This is a genomic window from Bradyrhizobium centrosematis (assembly GCF_045571495.1).
Taxonomy (GTDB): domain Bacteria; phylum Pseudomonadota; class Alphaproteobacteria; order Rhizobiales; family Xanthobacteraceae; genus Bradyrhizobium; species Bradyrhizobium centrosematis.
In genome coordinates this window covers 2,123,556-2,138,266 of sequence record NZ_CP120703.1, presented here as the reverse complement: position 1 = coordinate 2,138,266, position 14,711 = coordinate 2,123,556, and the positions used below count along the sequence as shown (strand labels likewise).

Here is a 14,711-nt window from a genome sequence, read left to right as displayed (position 1 = left end):
GCCCGGCACGACCACGGCGTCCGGCTCGCGCCATGCGCGCGAGGCGGATCTATTGCGACAGCACCGGATAATCCTGCTGGACGGCCTCTCGGATCCAGCCGGCCTGGATCGCACGAAACAGGATCTGCGCGGTCTTGAGATCGTTGGCCTTCATGCAGAGATCGACGATGCGGCGCACTGCATCGTCGCGCATCAGGTCGTCGGACATCTTCATCGCGATCTCCATTGCGACGCGGGCCGCGCGTTCATAGCGCTCGCGGGTTTGCGCGGAATCTCCGATGTTCTCGGCGATCGCCTTCGCCGCCTGGCAGATGTTGCGAATTCGGTCGGCCGCCTCGATGTCGCCGATCGATCCCTGGATCGGCTCATCCCAGATGTCGGCCGGCTGCCGCCTTGCAAACCACCTCATGCCCCCACCCCGTGGCCTTCGTTGGCTAAAGCGCGATGAGATCTAGATGAATCGTCATCGCGCTTTAGGTTGTTGTTTGCGCATGATCTTTCCGGAAAAACGCTTCGCACTTTTCCGGACCGTGCTTTGGCGCCGTTCAGGACATGCGACGCGGGCCGATCGCCTCGAACTGCGCCTTCTGCTCGTCGTTGAGCGTGGCGTAGAAATCATCGAGCGCCGCGCGCACCGACTTGATCCCGTCCAGCATCACATCGAGCCGCTTGCGGATTGTGGCCATGCGGGCCGGCGGTGTCATCACCTCATTGGGCTCGCAGGCCGCCTTCAACGATGCGCTGACCCTGGCGCTGGTATCCTGGAGCACCTGCAGCGCCGCGCGCTGCGTGTCGTTGGGGCGAAGTCTGTCCTCGATCGTGGCGCCGGGCCAATCGAACGCGGCGGGCACGGTGCAAGTCTGCACCGACGAGCCGCTCGCATTGTTCGATGCGGTCGCGCGCCGCTGTTCTTCGGCGAGCGCATTGAAGCGCGCCTTCTGTTCATCGTTGAGCGACCCATAGAACTTGTCGAGTGCGGGCTGAACCAGATCGACTGCCTTCTCCATCGCCTCGACCCGTTGCTGCATTGCTGCGAGCCGGCCGGGTGCCGTCGCCGCCGCCTGCGTCGGGCAAGACGCGCGGATCAGCGCCGCAGCGTCAATCGAAGCATTGCCGAGCGCATCGAGCTCGGCACCTTGCGCGTCGGTCGGCTGCACCGCGGCTGCAATCTGATCGATCGGCAGGCCGACGATGTCGCGGCGCTCGCTGCCGCAAAGCTGATCGAGCGGCGCGCTACGCGCCCGCCGCCGTCCCTGCGGCTGCTGCGGCAGATAGGCCGACAGGCGATCATAGCCATAGGGCCCGAAAATGCCGGCATAGACGTCCGGATAGCCGTAGCCCCAGAAGCCGAGCCCATCGCCCCAGATCGCGTAGTCGTAGAGATCGTTGTAGGCGAACGGCCAGAACAGCGGCCCGACCCAGCCATAGCCGCCACCCGCATGCTGCCACCATCCGCTGCTCGCGCCGCCCCAGCCGGCCAGTGCCGCTGCGGCCGCGATCTGCGCCCGCGCCGCCGGATTGCTGATCACCCGACCATTGCGGAATGCGCTGGCGTTCAGGGCGTTGCGGAAGCTCGCGGGGCGGATCGCCGCATTGCGGATCTGACCGAAATTGGGCCCGCCGCGCCGGGCACCGCCGGTGAACCGCACGCCACGATGATACCCGCCGCCATGCGCGTGGCCGTGACCACGAAAATGTCCGCCGCCGTGATGGCCGCCACCGTGCCCGCCACCATGCCCACCGCCGTGTCCGCCACCATGACCTCCTTTGGCCAGAGCCGCGCCTGCCAGCACGCAGGCCAGGGCCATCGCGGCAATTTCAATGACCGGTCGCACCATCGCATCCTCCCGCCGAACCGCGCCATTGAGGCACCGGAACTTGGCGGGAATGGGAACCGACAGGATTGCCGAAAGTTCCCGGCCCCGGAGCTGGCCGGCGGCCCGACGATGCGTCGGGCCGCCGGGCCTATGCCTCCGGCACGATCTTGCCGGGGTTGAAGATGTTGAGCGGATCGAGCGCCTTCTTCAGCGCCCGCATCGCGTCGAGCGCTTCGGGGCCGAGCTCCGCCTTCAGATATTTCTGCTTGCCCTGGCCGATGCCGTGCTCGCCGGTACAGGTGCCGTCCATCGCCTGCGCGCGCTCGACCAGGCGATGCATGAACTCTTCGCCGCGCGCCATCTCGTCCGCGTCGTTGACGTCGCAGACCAGCGAGCAATGGAAATTTCCGTCGCCGACATGGCCGACGATCGGCGACAGCAGGTTGAGCCGCTTCAAATCCTCCTCGGTCTCGCTGACGCAGTCGGCGAGCCGCGAGATCGGCACGCAGACGTCGGTCGCGACCACGCCGACGCTGTCGCCGGGCCGCAGCGCCTTCACGGACCAATAGGCATCGTGCCGCGCCTGCCACAGTTTCGTGCGGTCCTCCGGCTTCGTGGTCCAGGAGAAATCGCCGCCGCCGCAATCCCTGGCGATCTCGCCAAACGCCTTGGATTGCTCGGCGACCTCGATCTCGCTGCCATGGAATTCCATCAGCAGCAGCGGCGTCTCCGGCAGCGTCAGCTTCGAATAGGCATTGCAGGCCTTCACCTGCGCGGCATTGAGCAGCTCGATGCGCGCGACGGGAATGCCGGTCTGGATCGCCAGGATGACGGCCTGACAGGCGCCATGCACGGTCTCGAACGATACCGCGCCGGCCGCGATCGTCTCGGGAATCCCGCGCAGGCGGATGGTCAGCTCGGAGATGATGCCGAGCGTGCCTTCGGCGCCGACGAACAGATGGGTCAGGTCGTAGCCGGCGGACGACTTCTTGGCGCGCGTGCCCGTGGTGATGATCTCGCCGTCGCCGCGTACCACCTTCAGCGCCAGCACGCTCTCGCGCATGGTGCCGTAGCGCACCGCATTGGTGCCGGAAGCACGGGTCGAGGCCATGCCGCCGAGCGAAGCATCCGCGCCCGGATCGATCGGGAAGAACAGGCCCTGGTCGCGCAGATGCTCGTTCAGCGCCTTGCGGGTCACGCCGGGCTGGATCACGCAGTCGAGGTCCTCGGCATGCACCGCGAGGACCTTGTTCATGTCGCGCAGGTCGATCGAGATTCCGCCGGCGGGGGCGTTGACCTGGCCCTCGAGCGAGGTGCCGGTCCCGAACGGAATGACGGGGACGCGATTCCTGGCGCAGATCCGCACCACGTCCTGGATGTCGGCGGTTTCCTGCGCCATCACCACGCCATCAGGCGGCTGATTGGGAATCCAGGTGGTGGTATGGCCGTGCTGCTCGCGCACGGCCTGCGAGGTGATGAGGCGGTTGCCGAAGCGTGCGGCGAGCTGCTCCAGCGCGCTCGCGAGGGCTTTCGGCTCCGGCCGCGGCGGATTATTGGTGATGGTCGTACCCACGGAATTCCTCCCGACAGAAGAACCGTGGCAAAGGACATAAAGCCGGTCAAGTCAAGCGACCGGACGCATAGCTTGGGAAGGACACATGCCGGTGACCGCCGCCACAGCGCCGAACGCAGAGCCGTTCCGCTCCTCGATCATGCAGGTCGAGCCGCAATGGATCGACTACAACGGCCATCTCAACATGGCCTATTACAACGTGATGTTCGACCGGGCGATCGACGAGTTCTGGCTCGAGATCGGGATTGGTCCGGTCTACAAGAAAGAGCGCAACGGCTCGACCTTCACCGCCGAATGCCATGTGCGTTACTTGCGCGAAATCCACCTCGGCGATCCCGTGCAGATCTTGGTCTGGCTGCTGGAGGCCGACGACAAGCGGCTGCACACATTCGAGGAGATGCGGCACGCCTCAGAGGGGTGGCTCTCGGCCACGTCCGAGAACATGTCGCTCCACATGGACATGGCGGCCCGGCGCGTCGCGCCGTTTCCGCCCGATATCAACGAACGCATTGCGGCCGTCAGGAAGGCCCACAGCGCAGTGCCGCGGCCCGAGGGCATCGGCCGGAACGTGGCGATGCCGTCGAAGAGATAGCAGTTCAGGTGCTCTGGTTCACCTCTCCCCAGCGGGGAGAGGTCGGATTGCGCAGCAATCCGGGTGAGGGGCCGCGGCAATAAGTGACATTATAACCCCTCACCCGGATCGCATCTCACGATGCGATCCGACCTCTCCCTACGGGAGAGGTAAACATCGCGCTGCTATACCCTGTTGCGGCCGCGGGCGAGGCCGACCACGGCCGAGACCAGGAACAGGACGACCGCGATGAAGAAGATGATCTTGGCGATCTCGATCGAAGCGCCGGCAACGCCGCCGAAGCCCAGGATGCCGGCGATCAGAGCGATAACCAGAAACGTCACAACCCAGCCTAGCATGGTCAAATCCTCGTCTTGATGGTGTCTGCGTCGACGCGGCTGACCGCGCCACATGCCCAGACAATCTCGACGCGGGAACGATGGTTCCGGCGCGCCTGACGGCGAAATTCGCGCCTGCCGCTGGAACAAATTGGCCCGCCGCGCACGTGGAAAACCTCTCTTAGCCGCCCCATATAGGCTCCGATCCCTGCTAGAAGGCTCCCTTCCGCCTCCCCGCGGTGCCATCGTGGGGCCAATGATTCGCATGACCGAGCCGAGCAAGATCACAAGCGTACCCGACCACCAGCCCGCAGCCGGCGGAATTGCCGCGCGTGCGCGCGCCGCGGTGGGCCCGAAATACCTCTCCGGGCTCAATCCCGAGCAGCGCGAGGCGGTGGAGACGCTGGACGGCCCGGTCCTGGTGCTGGCCGGCGCCGGTACCGGCAAGACCCGTGTGCTGACGACGCGCATCGCCCATATCCTGAGCCAGGGCCGCGCCCGTCCCGCCGAGATCCTGTCGGTGACCTTCACCAACAAGGCCGCGCGCGAGATGAAGCACCGGCTCGGCCAGATGCTCGGCCACGCCGTCGAGGGCATGCCGTGGCTCGGCACCTTCCACTCCATCGGCGGCCGCATCCTGCGCTTCCATGCCGAGCTCGCGCAGCTCAAGTCGAACTTCACCGTGCTCGACGTCGACGACCAGGTCCGGCTGCTGAAGCAGCTGCTGCAGGCCGAGAACATCGACGACAAGCGTTGGCCGGCACGCATGCTCGCCGGCCTGATCGACGGCTGGAAGAATCGCGGCCTGATGCCGTCGCAGGTGCCCTCGGGCGAAGCCGCCACCTTCGCCAACGGCAAGGGCGGCAAGCTCTATGCGAGTTACCAGGAGCGGCTGAAGATTTTGAACGCCGCCGATTTCGGCGATCTCTTGCTGGAGAACATCCGCATCTTCCGCGAGCACCCGGATATTCTCCGGCAGTACCAGCAGCGCTTCAAGTTCATCCTGGTCGACGAGTATCAGGACACGAACGTCGCGCAGTATCTGTGGCTGCGGCTGCTGTCGCAGGCGCCGTCAGCAGCGAAGCCAACCACACCCGCCGTCATTCCGGGGCGGGCCGAAGGCCTGAACCCGGAATCTGGAGATGAATCCACGGAGGGAGATTCCGGGTTCGATGCTGCGCATCGCCCCGGAATGACGGTTGCCCCCGCAGGCCCGACCAAAAACATCTGCTGCGTCGGCGACGACGACCAGTCGATCTACGGCTGGCGCGGTGCCGAGGTCGACAACATCCTGCGCTTCGAGCACGATTTCCCGGGCGCCAAGGTCATTCGCCTGGAGCGCAACTACCGCTCGACCGGCCACATCCTCGCCGCCGCATCGCATCTGATCGCGCATAATGAAGGCCGGCTCGGCAAGACGCTGCGTACCGAGGACGAGGACGGCGAGAAGGTCACGGTCACGGGCTCCTGGGACTCGGAAGAGGAAGCACGCGGCATCGGCGAGGAGATCGAGCAGCTGCAGCGCCGGGGCGAGAAGCTCAACGAGATCGCCATCCTGGTGCGCGCCTCCTACCAGATGCGCGAGTTCGAAGACCGTTTCGTCACGCTTGGCCTGCCCTATCGCGTCATCGGCGGCCCGCGCTTCTACGAGCGCGCCGAAATCCGCGACGCGCTGGCTTACTTGCGCGTCATCAACTCGCCGGCCGACGATCTCGCCTTCGAGCGTATCGTCAATGTCCCCAAGCGGGGCCTCGGCGATGCCACCGTTCAGATGCTGCACGACCACGCCCGCAAGCGCCGCATTCCCTTGTTCGAAGCAGCGCGCGCGGTGGTCGAGACCGACGAGCTGAAGCCGAAGGCGCGCGGCTCACTTCGCGAGGTCGTCGCCCAGTTCGATCGCTGGCGCGCCCAGCGGGAGGTCACCGCACACACCGATCTCGCCCAGATCGTGCTCGACGAAAGCGGTTACACCGAGATGTGGCAGAAGGACCGTTCGGCGGACGCCGCGGGCCGGCTGGAGAACCTGAAAGAACTCGTGCGCTCGATGGAGGAGTTCGAGAACCTGCAAGGGTTTTTGGAGCACATCTCGCTGGTGATGGATCGCGAGGGCGGCGCCGAGGAGGACGCGGTGTCGCTGATGACGCTGCATTCGGCCAAGGGCCTCGAATTCGACAACGTGTTCCTGCCCGGCTGGGAGGAAGGCCTATTCCCGAGCCAGCGCACGCTGGACGAACAGGGCCGCGCCGGCCTGGAAGAAGAGCGCCGGCTCGGCCATGTCGGCCTGACCCGCGCCCGCCGCCGCGCCATGATCTATTTTGCCACCAACCGCCGGATTCACGGCACCTGGTCGACCACGATCCCGTCGCGCTTCCTCGACGAATTGCCTGCGGCAAACGTCGAGATAACCGAATCCAAGGGCGGCTCGGCCTGGGGCGGCACCGGCGGCTACGGCGCCTCGCGCTTCGACGACATGGAAGCGTTCGGCTCCAGCTATTCGACGCCGGGCTGGCAGCGCGCGCAAGCCAACCGCAACCGCGGCGGTGGTCGCAACGGCGGCGGCCGAAGCGGCGGCTTCGAGGAAGAGGCCGCGACGTTCTCGACCTCCGCCTCATCCGGCCCCGATTTCGGCAGCTTCTCCTCGCGCCGGCGCGGGCCGCTGACGATCGAAGGCGAGCTGGTCGCCAAATCGACCGGCACCACGTCGGAATTCTCGCTCGACGACCGCGTCTTCCACCAGAAGTTCGGCTACGGCCGCGTCACCAAGATCGACGGCAACAAGCTCACCATCGCCTTCGACAAGGCCGGCGAGAAGAAGGTCGTCGACAGCTTCGTGCAGCGGGCGTGAGGCCCGGGATGGCTCAGTACGTTGCCATCATCGAGGACACCGATCCGGACGCTGTGAGCCTGTGGTTTCCCGACCTGCCGGGCTGCATTTCCGGCGGTGACGATCTCGAGGAGGCGCTGGAGAATGCGCCCGAGGCGCTCGCGTTCTATGTGCAGGAGCTGACCGCGGACGGCCGCCAGCTTCCCCCGCCGCGGACGCTGGACGAGCTCAAGGCCGATCCTGATGTGGCCGACGACCTCAGAAACCACACCGTCGCCCTGATCGAATGGCCGCCCCTCGAGGCCGCGGAGTGAGGACTGTTCGCCGCACTCCCCTCGCGTTCGACGGTTCTCCCCCGAACAGCCCTTGACCAGCCCGAACTTCCCCGTATCAGATGCAATCATGGTCCGGGGCTCAGTCACACTGATCGTGCTTGCATTGGGAATGCCGTCGCTTGCGGCGGCGGAGACCATGAGCTTTGGCGACGCGATCGGAAAGCTGGCGGCGAGCTGCGGTGCGGAAATCGTCGCCAATTGCCGCGGCGTCAACCCGGACTCGACCCGCCTGAAGGAGTGCCTGTCGCGCAATCGCGATGTGCTGTCGCCGCAGTGCACGAGCGACTATCTCGGCGTCTTCGACGCCATCCAGAAGCGCATCGCAGCACGCGTCACGGTGGCGAATGTCTGCCAGCGCGAGATCGTCAAGATCTGCGGCGGCTCCACCAAGGAGACCAGCAAGTCGATCCCCTGCCTGGTCTCGACACCCAAGGGCATCAGCAACAACTGCCTGAAGGCCGTCGACGATGCGGGGTATCGCTGATGCGCGCGAACGGGCTGTCTGCCACCGGACGATGGGCCGCGCTCAGCCTCGCTCTGCTTGCTGGCGCCGCAAGCGCGCAGACGACGGCGCCGACGCGCGACGACATCGTCGGCAAGCTGAACCATTTCGAGGAAGCCGCCGAGGTCGATCTTCCCGCGCTGAAGCAGCAGGTGATGGAGCGCGCCAAGGCCAGGATCAAGAACGATCCCGGTCCGGCGAACCGGCCGCCGATCGCGCCTGATCTCGCCAAGCTTCCCGCCTTCAACGCGCAGATCCAGTTCGACGCCGACACGCCGATCATCCAGCCGGCGTCCTACCAGACCGTCGGCCGCATCGCGGACGCGCTGGTGCATTCCTCGCTGCTGCCCTACACGTTCCTGATTGTCGGCCACGTCGAATCCAATTCGAAGACGCGCGAGGCCAACGCAATCCTGAGCCAGCGGCGGGCCGATGCGATCCGCGACGTGCTGGTGAACACCTTCAAGATCTCGACCAAGCGGCTGCACCCGATCGGCCTCGGCGAGGAGCAGTTTCTCGACCGGGCCAAGCCGACGTCAGCCGTCAACGGCCAGTTGCAAATCCTGACCTATGCCAAGCTGCCCGAGGAGGCGCCGCATCCTTCGCCTGCGCCTGCGCCTGCGGCGAAAAAGCCCGCCAAGAAGCGCTGAGCGGGCACGGCTTCGCGCTTGGAACCCATTGAAGTTCTGATCATTTTGGTGCCTGTCCGGAACGCACCAAGGTGGTTTTGCGCGACAAAAGCGCCGGTTTGTGCACCGCCCGGTCCAGTGCTATAGCCACTGTTCGCCCTTCCCGACCCCATGCTGCATGAGACCAAAATGGGTGGCTTTTTCCAGCGCCAACTTGCCGTTTACGTCGAGTACCATCGCGACCCCCGGAACACGGCGATGCATGTGGTCGGTATTCTCCTGTTGTTCACCGGCGCCGTGCTGCCGCTGACGCTGGTCAAGCTTCCGCTGTTCGGTTTCGATGTCAGCCTGGCGGTCATCCTGGCCCTGCCGGTTCTGGTCTATTGGCTGCTGCTCGACGTGGCGCTCGGGATCGGTATTCTGGCTGTCTCCATCGTGCTGTTTTCGGTTGCGACGACCATTGCAGCGCAGGTCAGCACCGCGACGATGTGGGCGATTTTCGCCGCGCTGGTCGTGCTCGGCCTCGCCGCGCAGACCATTGGCCACAAGGTTTTTGAGGGGCGCGAAGCCTCGCTGTTCACCTTTCCATCGCACCTTTTGCTCGGACCGATGTTCGTAATGGCAAAATTATTCATTGCATTGGGCTTCCGTCGCGACCTTGCCGCGATTCTGGCGCCTCTTCCTGCCAATTCCCTTTCAACCCGATAGCTCTAGAAGCGAAACAGCAACCTTCTGCATGGCTCTCGTCCTGGTTACCGGTGGCAGTGGCTTCATCGGACATCATCTCGTCGAAGCGCTCCGCGCCCGTGGGCAGCGGGTGCGTGTTCTCGACGTCCGCGCGCCGGCAGCGGCGAATGCCGACGTTGAACACGTCCACGGCTCGGTGCTGGACGAGGCCGCGGTCGATGCCGCGATCACCGGGGTCGATCAGGTCTATCATCTCGCCGGCCTGCCCGGCATGTGGGTCGCCAACAAGCAGGACTTCCACGACGTCAATTGCCGGGGCACCGAGATCGTGCTCGCGGCCGCAATGAAGCGCGGCGTCTCGCGCTTCTTGCACTGCTCGACGGAATCGATCCTGTTCCCCTATTCCGACCTCAAGGGCGTTGCTGCCGAAGAGGCGCTGCAGCCGGCCGACGCCATGCCCGGGGCCTATACGCGCTCGAAGTCGCTCGCCGAGCATCATGCCGCCAAGGCCGCCGCCGGTGGCTTTCCGCTCGTCATCGGCACGCCGACCATGCCGATTGGCGCAGCCGACCACAATCTGACGCCGCCGACGGCGATGCTCTGGTATTTCCTCCAGAAGAAGGTGCAGCCGCATCTCAACTTCCTGGTCAACCTCGTCGACGTTCGCGACGTCGCCATGGGCCTCGTGCTGGCCATGGAGCGCGGCCGCATCGGCCAGCGCTACATCCTCGGCGGCGACTGCGTTCCGCTCGGCAACATCCTGCGGATGATGTCGGTCATGAGCGGCCGCCGGCAGTTTCCGATCGTCGTGCCCGGCAAGATCGCCGAGCTCTCCGCGATCATGCTCGAAGCCATCTCCGACCACATCACGCGCCGGCCGCCGAACGGCACCGCCGAGGGCGTGCGCATCGCGCTCGCCGCGAGCGATCTTTCGATCGGCAAGGCGCGTAACGAGCTCGGCTATTCGCCGCGCCCGATCGAGCCCGTGTTGCGCGAAACCATCACCCATCTGCTCGCCCGCAACGGCCAGCAGCCCTCCGGCGCCATCAAGCATCACGCGCTCTCCTCGCGCGCGAGCTGAAGCCGCCGCCCAACGCAAAGAACCTTCATGTCCTTCGATTTCAGCAAGCTTCTCTCTGTCGCCTGGGGTGGCTGGACCACAGCCTGGCCGACCGAACTTCTGGCTCTGCTTTGGCTTGCCTTTCTCGCCAGCTGGGTCGGCGCCTCGTTCTGGCAGGGGCGGACCAAGAAGCAGGTCATGACGCTGGAGTCGCAGCGCTATCGGCTGCCGATCCTGGTCGGCGGCATCCTGTACACGCCGTGGGTTGCGGAGATCCTGGGCTGGAAGCCGCTCTGGGTACTCGGCAACACCGGCATCGCGATCGCAGCGGTCCTCTCGGCCGCCGGCATTGCCTTCGCCTGGTGGGGCCGGCTGCATCTCGGAAAATTCTGGTCCAACACCATCACCCACAAGGAAGACCATCGCGTCATCGACACCGGTCCCTACGGCATCGTGCGCCACCCCATCTACACGGGGCTGATCTTCGGCATGCTGGTGACCGGCGTTGCGATCGGCCTGGTGACGACGATCCTCGGCGCGATCCTGATCTCGCTCGGCATGTGGCAGAAGGGCCGGATGGAAGAGGTGTTCCTCTCCAAGGAGCTCGGCGAGGACGCCTACGGCGCCTATTGCCGCCGCGTGCCAATGATCATCCCGTTCCTGTCGCCGCGGTGACAGCGTAACTCGCCTCCACTCTCGTGTCCCGAGCACGCTGCAGCGTGCAACGCTGCGCTGCGTCCGGGGCAAGAGCCGACCGGCGGCCAAGGAACCGCCCCGTCCGCTACCCGTTGTCCCCTCGACACATGCTACCTGCCGCAGAGCATCGAGCCATGTCGGATGCCTACGATTATTTTCGCGCGCACGCGATCGCCGCCGTCCGCAAGGCGCGGGCGCTGCCGCCCGGGCGAACGAAGCAGAAGCAGCGCACGGTGGCGCGGGTCTATCATCTCTTGTCGCGGGAGGCCGCGCTCGCGCCCAACATTCATCACCTGGATGATTTTCGCGCGGCACGGCAGCTCGAGCGGCAGATCGGCCGCTGATCTCTCTCCATGCAAATTTGGTCGGCAGCCATTCCGCAGGAATAGGCCCCGGCAGCATGCCGCATAGGTTGACGTCGGCCCCGTCAGCCAGTTGGATGCGCGCGCAAACGGGGGCTCCTCATGACCTTTTCCAGCATCTTGGCGCAGTTCGTCGCGTTCATCGGCGGCATCGCGCTGCAATGGCGCAGGATGACGGGCACCGAGCCCGCGCCGGCCTGGGGAGAGAAGCCCGCCATTCCCGAAGCCAAGCCGCAAGGCGCGATCCCCACCTTGAAGATGCCGACCGCGCGCGGCTGGAGCGAGGGCCAGAAGCCGACCGTCGCACCGGGCCTCAAGGTCAATGCGTTCGCGACCGGTCTCGACCATCCGCGCTGGATCGAGGTGCTGCCCAATGGCGACGTGCTGATCGCGGAGGCGACGCAGATCGCAGGCGCCCCACGCAGCGTGTTCCACTACGCGATGCAGGCAACGATGCGGCGCGCCGCCGCGCTCGGCGTGTCCGCCAACCGCATCACGCTGTTGCGCGACAAGGACGGTGACGGCGTCGCCGAAGTGCGTGGCGCCTTCATGGAGAACCTCAATCAGCCGTTCGGAATGGCGCTGGTCGGCGACACCTTTTACGTCGGCAACACCGATGGCGTGATGGCCTTCCCTTATGTCGCAGGTGCCGACCGCATCACCGCGCCGGGCAAAAGGCTTACGACGTTCAAGCCGGGCGGACACTGGACGCGCAGCCTGCTGGCAAGCCCCGATGGCAAGAAGCTCTATGCCGGCGTCGGCTCGCTCAGCAACATCGCCGAGATGGGCTTCGAGGTCGAGGAGGGCCGCGCCGCGGTCTACGAGCTCGACCTCGTCGCCGGCACGCATCGCATTTTCGGCGCCGGCCTGCGCAATCCCGTGGGCCTTGCCTGGGAGCCGAATACGAATGTGCTTTGGACCGTCGTCAACGAGCGCGACGGGCTCGGCGACGAGACGCCGCCGGATTATCTCGCATCCGTGCGCGACGGCGGTTTCTACGGCTGGCCCTATTGCTACTGGGGCAAGACGGTGGACGACCGCGTGCCGCAGGATCCGGCGATGGTCGCCAAGGCGATTCAACCGGACTATGCGCTCGGCGGTCACACCGCCTCGCTCGGCCTGTGCTGGATGCCCGCAGGCACCCTGCCCGGCTTCTGTGACGGCATGGTGATCGGCCAGCACGGCTCGTGGAATCGCAGCAAGCTGTCCGGCTACAAGCTGGTCTTCATCCCGTTCGCGAACGGCAAGCCGTCCGGCCCCGGTCGCGACATCCTCTCGGGCTTCCTGTCGCCGGACGAGAAGGAATCCTACGGCCGCCCGGTCGGCGTCGTAATCGGCCCGGACAAGAAGTCGCTGCTGATGGCCGACGACGTCGGCAACGTGATCTGGCGCGTGACGGGGGCGTAGGCGATCACGTCCCCACACACAGCGTGGCGCGCTGCTTCTTCAGCAGCGCGATCACGGAGAGGGCCGTGATCAGACCGGTCTTGGGATTTTCGGACGGGATGTTCTCGATGCCCATCGAGAACCGCGCCGAGTCCGCTTCGACCTCTATGCGGTGAACGTTGCGCGTCACGGTCGGGTCGGCCCAGACCTGGATCTGGGTGCGATCGGGCCCGATGCCCGCCAACGACAAGGCAACGGCGACGTTGACATTGGCCGGAAATCCCTTTGCCGCCTCACGCGCACTGCCCTCGAACAGCTTGAGCGGCTCGCGCAGATTGTCGATGTCGATGTTGTTCTGAACGATGAACGGAGCGCCCTTCAGCCCGTCGATCGGCTTGCGCGTCACCATCTTCACGGAATGTATGGTGCCGATTGCAGCGGCGTTGACGGCGTCGAGCCCGATCAGCGCGCCGGTCGGCACCATGATGCGGCCGCCATTGGCGCGGGCGAGATCGACGAGATCGAAATTGTCGAGCAGGCCGCCGACGCTGACCACGACCGCGGACTTGCCGCGCGTCACCGCGGGCTCGACGATGGCACGCAGATGATGGCTCGGCGCGCATTCGACCACGATGTCGGCGGCATCACCAAGCTGGTCGACCGGCAACACCTGCGGCGGGTGGCGCAGGCTTTTGATGAAAGCCTGATGCTTGGCGGGATCGCGCACCGCGACGGCCGACAGCGTCAGCCCCTCGATGCCCTGATCGAGCGCGGTCGCGATCTTGGTGCCGATCGAGCCCAGCCCCGCGATGGCGACCCGCAGATCTCTCTTTGTCTTTTGATCCGTCATCGCGTCCCCCTCCGTCCGGGCCAATGTCTTAAACCGTCACGCCTCGCGCGCATAGCCGCGCAGGCGCGTCTCCAGCACCGCCAGCATGGCATCGCGAGCCGGATCGCGCGAGCCGCCCAGCCAGGCGGCGGCAAGCGGCAGCCGGCCGACGGGGCCGCGCTGCTTCGGCCGGAGCGGCACGAAGCGCACCCCTGACACCGCCATCCGAATGGTCCAGCGCGGCACGATCGCGACCCCGAGCTTGGTGGCTACCAGATTGATGATGGTCTGCTTCTCGTCGGCGACCTGCACGATGCGCGGCGTCAGGCCCGCCTGCTCGAATAGTTTGATGGTGAGGTCGTGGCTGTGCGGCCGCGAGCGCCTGTCCGGCACCAGCATCGCCTCGTCGGCGATGTCGGTCAGCGTGATCGACTTGCGCCGGGCCAGCGCATGCCGCTGCGGGAACGCCACGATCGCGGTCTCCTGGAGCAGATCGCGGAACTCGAGCCGCTTGTCCGCACGGTCGGGCGGGCGGACGAAAGCGAGATCGAGCGCGCCGGTCAGGATCTTCGGCAGCAGCCGGACCGTCTTGTCCTCGAGGAGCTGCACCGCGATGTCAGGATGCTTGGCGCGGAAGTCGCGCAGCAGCGGCGGCAGCAGCCCGGCTGCGGCACTATCGATGGCGCCGATCCGCAGCCGCCGCGCCGGCCCCACGCGCGAGCGGTTGCGCAAATTGCTCTCGACCGCCTCGACCTTGGCGAGGATGGCGCGGGCATCGCGCAGCAGCGTCGCGCCGTCCTCGGTGAGCGACACCGTGCGCGTGGTGCGCGCGAACAGCCGCGTTCCCAGGTCCTCCTCCAGCAGCCTGATCTGGCGCCCAAGCGCGGAGGGCAGCATCTGGAGTTGCTGCGCAGCGCGGCCGAAATGCAATTGCTCGGCCGCCGCGACAAAGCATCGGAGCTGATGCAATTCCATCCGGATCCTTCTCGTCTCTTCTCGTGAGGATTATATCATTTTTTTGTATAGACCAGCGCCAATTGCGTATGCCTCCCGACCCCGCCTAGGCTCGATGCCGGCATGGACCCCTCACGGTCGGCCGGCG

The 14,711-nt window shown here is 65.9% G+C and carries 16 protein-coding genes; 10 read left to right on the top strand and 6 right to left on the bottom strand.

The features are described 5' to 3' along the window. Positions 1-49 precede the first annotated feature (49 nt). The 3 genes from P6U31_RS10240 to P6U31_RS10230 all read right to left on the bottom strand — a co-directional run bounded on the left by P6U31_RS10240 (position 50) and on the right by P6U31_RS10230 (position 3,390). Positions 50-409 (bottom strand): hypothetical protein, encoded by a 360-nt coding sequence (locus tag P6U31_RS10240; RefSeq protein WP_407188087.1) that lies wholly within the window; start codon positions 407-409, stop codon positions 50-52. A gap of 136 nt (positions 410-545) precedes the next feature. Next, positions 546-1,838 (bottom strand): Spy/CpxP family protein refolding chaperone, encoded by a 1,293-nt coding sequence (locus P6U31_RS10235; RefSeq protein ID WP_407188086.1) that lies wholly within the window; start codon positions 1,836-1,838, stop codon positions 546-548. 127 nt (positions 1,839-1,965) lie between these two features. Beyond that, complete coding sequence (locus P6U31_RS10230) at positions 1,966-3,390, bottom strand: FAD-binding oxidoreductase (protein ID WP_407188084.1); 1,425 nt, start codon at positions 3,388-3,390, stop codon at positions 1,966-1,968. 85 nt (positions 3,391-3,475) lie between these two features. Here P6U31_RS10230 and P6U31_RS10225 point away from each other — a divergent pair, with 85 nt between their 5' ends. Then, positions 3,476-3,982, top strand: coding sequence for a thioesterase family protein (locus tag P6U31_RS10225; RefSeq protein ID WP_407188082.1), 507 nt, complete (start codon positions 3,476-3,478; stop codon positions 3,980-3,982). A gap of 164 nt (positions 3,983-4,146) precedes the next feature. Here the strand turns inward: P6U31_RS10225 and P6U31_RS10220 are convergent, their stop codons facing one another. Next, positions 4,147-4,320: a DUF1328 domain-containing protein gene (locus tag P6U31_RS10220; protein ID WP_028138034.1), complete on the bottom strand. Its 174-nt coding sequence runs from the start codon at positions 4,318-4,320 to the stop codon at positions 4,147-4,149. Between the two features lie 235 nt (positions 4,321-4,555). Here P6U31_RS10220 and P6U31_RS10215 point away from each other — a divergent pair, with 235 nt between their 5' ends. The 9 genes from P6U31_RS10215 (at position 4,556) to P6U31_RS10175 (ending at position 12,801) form a co-directional block, all read left to right on the top strand. Continuing rightward, positions 4,556-7,144 (top strand): ATP-dependent helicase, encoded by a 2,589-nt coding sequence (locus P6U31_RS10215; RefSeq protein ID WP_407188080.1) that lies wholly within the window; start codon positions 4,556-4,558, stop codon positions 7,142-7,144. Positions 7,145-7,152: 8 nt separating this feature from the next. Continuing rightward, positions 7,153-7,437, top strand: a complete 285-nt coding sequence (locus P6U31_RS10210) for a type II toxin-antitoxin system HicB family antitoxin (RefSeq protein ID WP_407188079.1) — start codon at positions 7,153-7,155, stop codon at positions 7,435-7,437. Between the two features lie 88 nt (positions 7,438-7,525). Next, positions 7,526-7,942 (top strand): hypothetical protein, encoded by a 417-nt coding sequence (locus P6U31_RS10205; protein WP_407188077.1) that lies wholly within the window; start codon positions 7,526-7,528, stop codon positions 7,940-7,942. Then, positions 7,942-8,610: an OmpA family protein gene (locus P6U31_RS10200; RefSeq protein WP_407188076.1), complete on the top strand. Its 669-nt coding sequence runs from the start codon at positions 7,942-7,944 to the stop codon at positions 8,608-8,610. Before P6U31_RS10205 ends, P6U31_RS10200 begins: the two co-directional genes overlap by 1 nt. Before the next feature lie 150 nt (positions 8,611-8,760). Continuing rightward, positions 8,761-9,297, top strand: coding sequence for a DUF962 domain-containing protein (locus P6U31_RS10195; protein ID WP_407188075.1), 537 nt, complete (start codon positions 8,761-8,763; stop codon positions 9,295-9,297). Between the two features lie 28 nt (positions 9,298-9,325). After that, complete coding sequence (locus P6U31_RS10190) at positions 9,326-10,357, top strand: NAD-dependent epimerase/dehydratase family protein (protein WP_407188074.1); 1,032 nt, start codon at positions 9,326-9,328, stop codon at positions 10,355-10,357. A gap of 27 nt (positions 10,358-10,384) precedes the next feature. Continuing rightward, positions 10,385-11,011 (top strand): methyltransferase family protein, encoded by a 627-nt coding sequence (locus P6U31_RS10185; RefSeq protein WP_407188073.1) that lies wholly within the window; start codon positions 10,385-10,387, stop codon positions 11,009-11,011. 155 nt (positions 11,012-11,166) lie between these two features. Next, positions 11,167-11,376, top strand: a complete 210-nt coding sequence (locus P6U31_RS10180; protein ID WP_128927280.1) for a hypothetical protein — start codon at positions 11,167-11,169, stop codon at positions 11,374-11,376. Positions 11,377-11,496: 120 nt separating this feature from the next. Continuing rightward, on the top strand, positions 11,497-12,801 hold the full coding sequence (locus tag P6U31_RS10175) for a PQQ-dependent sugar dehydrogenase (protein WP_407188072.1): 1,305 nt from the start codon (positions 11,497-11,499) through the stop codon (positions 12,799-12,801). 4 nt (positions 12,802-12,805) lie between these two features. On the opposite strand, the gene P6U31_RS10170 is transcribed toward P6U31_RS10175, so the two are convergent. Beyond that, a complete protein-coding gene (locus P6U31_RS10170; protein WP_407188070.1) occupies positions 12,806-13,630 on the bottom strand; it encodes an aspartate dehydrogenase in 825 nt (274 codons plus the stop codon). 36 nt (positions 13,631-13,666) lie between these two features. Further along, positions 13,667-14,584 carry a LysR substrate-binding domain-containing protein gene (locus P6U31_RS10165; protein WP_407188068.1) on the bottom strand — a complete coding sequence of 306 codons (918 nt, stop codon included), beginning with the start codon at positions 14,582-14,584 and terminating at the stop codon, positions 13,667-13,669. Between the last annotated feature and the right edge of the window lie 127 nt (positions 14,585-14,711).

Coding starts and splice junctions, on each gene's coding strand:
- P6U31_RS10240 (WP_407188087.1), bottom strand. CDS start 409: ATGAGGTGGTTTGCAAGGCGGCAGCCGGCCGACATCTGGGATGAGCCG.
- P6U31_RS10235 (WP_407188086.1), bottom strand. CDS start 1,838: ATGGTGCGACCGGTCATTGAAATTGCCGCGATGGCCCTGGCCTGCGTG.
- P6U31_RS10225 (WP_407188082.1), top strand. CDS start 3,476: ATGCCGGTGACCGCCGCCACAGCGCCGAACGCAGAGCCGTTCCGCTCC.
- P6U31_RS10220 (WP_028138034.1), bottom strand. CDS start 4,320: ATGCTAGGCTGGGTTGTGACGTTTCTGGTTATCGCTCTGATCGCCGGC.
- P6U31_RS10215 (WP_407188080.1), top strand. CDS start 4,556: ATGATTCGCATGACCGAGCCGAGCAAGATCACAAGCGTACCCGACCAC.
- P6U31_RS10210 (WP_407188079.1), top strand. CDS start 7,153: ATGGCTCAGTACGTTGCCATCATCGAGGACACCGATCCGGACGCTGTG.
- P6U31_RS10205 (WP_407188077.1), top strand. CDS start 7,526: ATGGTCCGGGGCTCAGTCACACTGATCGTGCTTGCATTGGGAATGCCG.
- P6U31_RS10200 (WP_407188076.1), top strand. CDS start 7,942: ATGCGCGCGAACGGGCTGTCTGCCACCGGACGATGGGCCGCGCTCAGC.
- P6U31_RS10195 (WP_407188075.1), top strand. CDS start 8,761: ATGCTGCATGAGACCAAAATGGGTGGCTTTTTCCAGCGCCAACTTGCC.
- P6U31_RS10190 (WP_407188074.1), top strand. CDS start 9,326: ATGGCTCTCGTCCTGGTTACCGGTGGCAGTGGCTTCATCGGACATCAT.
- P6U31_RS10185 (WP_407188073.1), top strand. CDS start 10,385: ATGTCCTTCGATTTCAGCAAGCTTCTCTCTGTCGCCTGGGGTGGCTGG.
- P6U31_RS10180 (WP_128927280.1), top strand. CDS start 11,167: ATGTCGGATGCCTACGATTATTTTCGCGCGCACGCGATCGCCGCCGTC.
- P6U31_RS10175 (WP_407188072.1), top strand. CDS start 11,497: ATGACCTTTTCCAGCATCTTGGCGCAGTTCGTCGCGTTCATCGGCGGC.
- P6U31_RS10170 (WP_407188070.1), bottom strand. CDS start 13,630: ATGACGGATCAAAAGACAAAGAGAGATCTGCGGGTCGCCATCGCGGGG.
- P6U31_RS10165 (WP_407188068.1), bottom strand. CDS start 14,584: ATGGAATTGCATCAGCTCCGATGCTTTGTCGCGGCGGCCGAGCAATTG.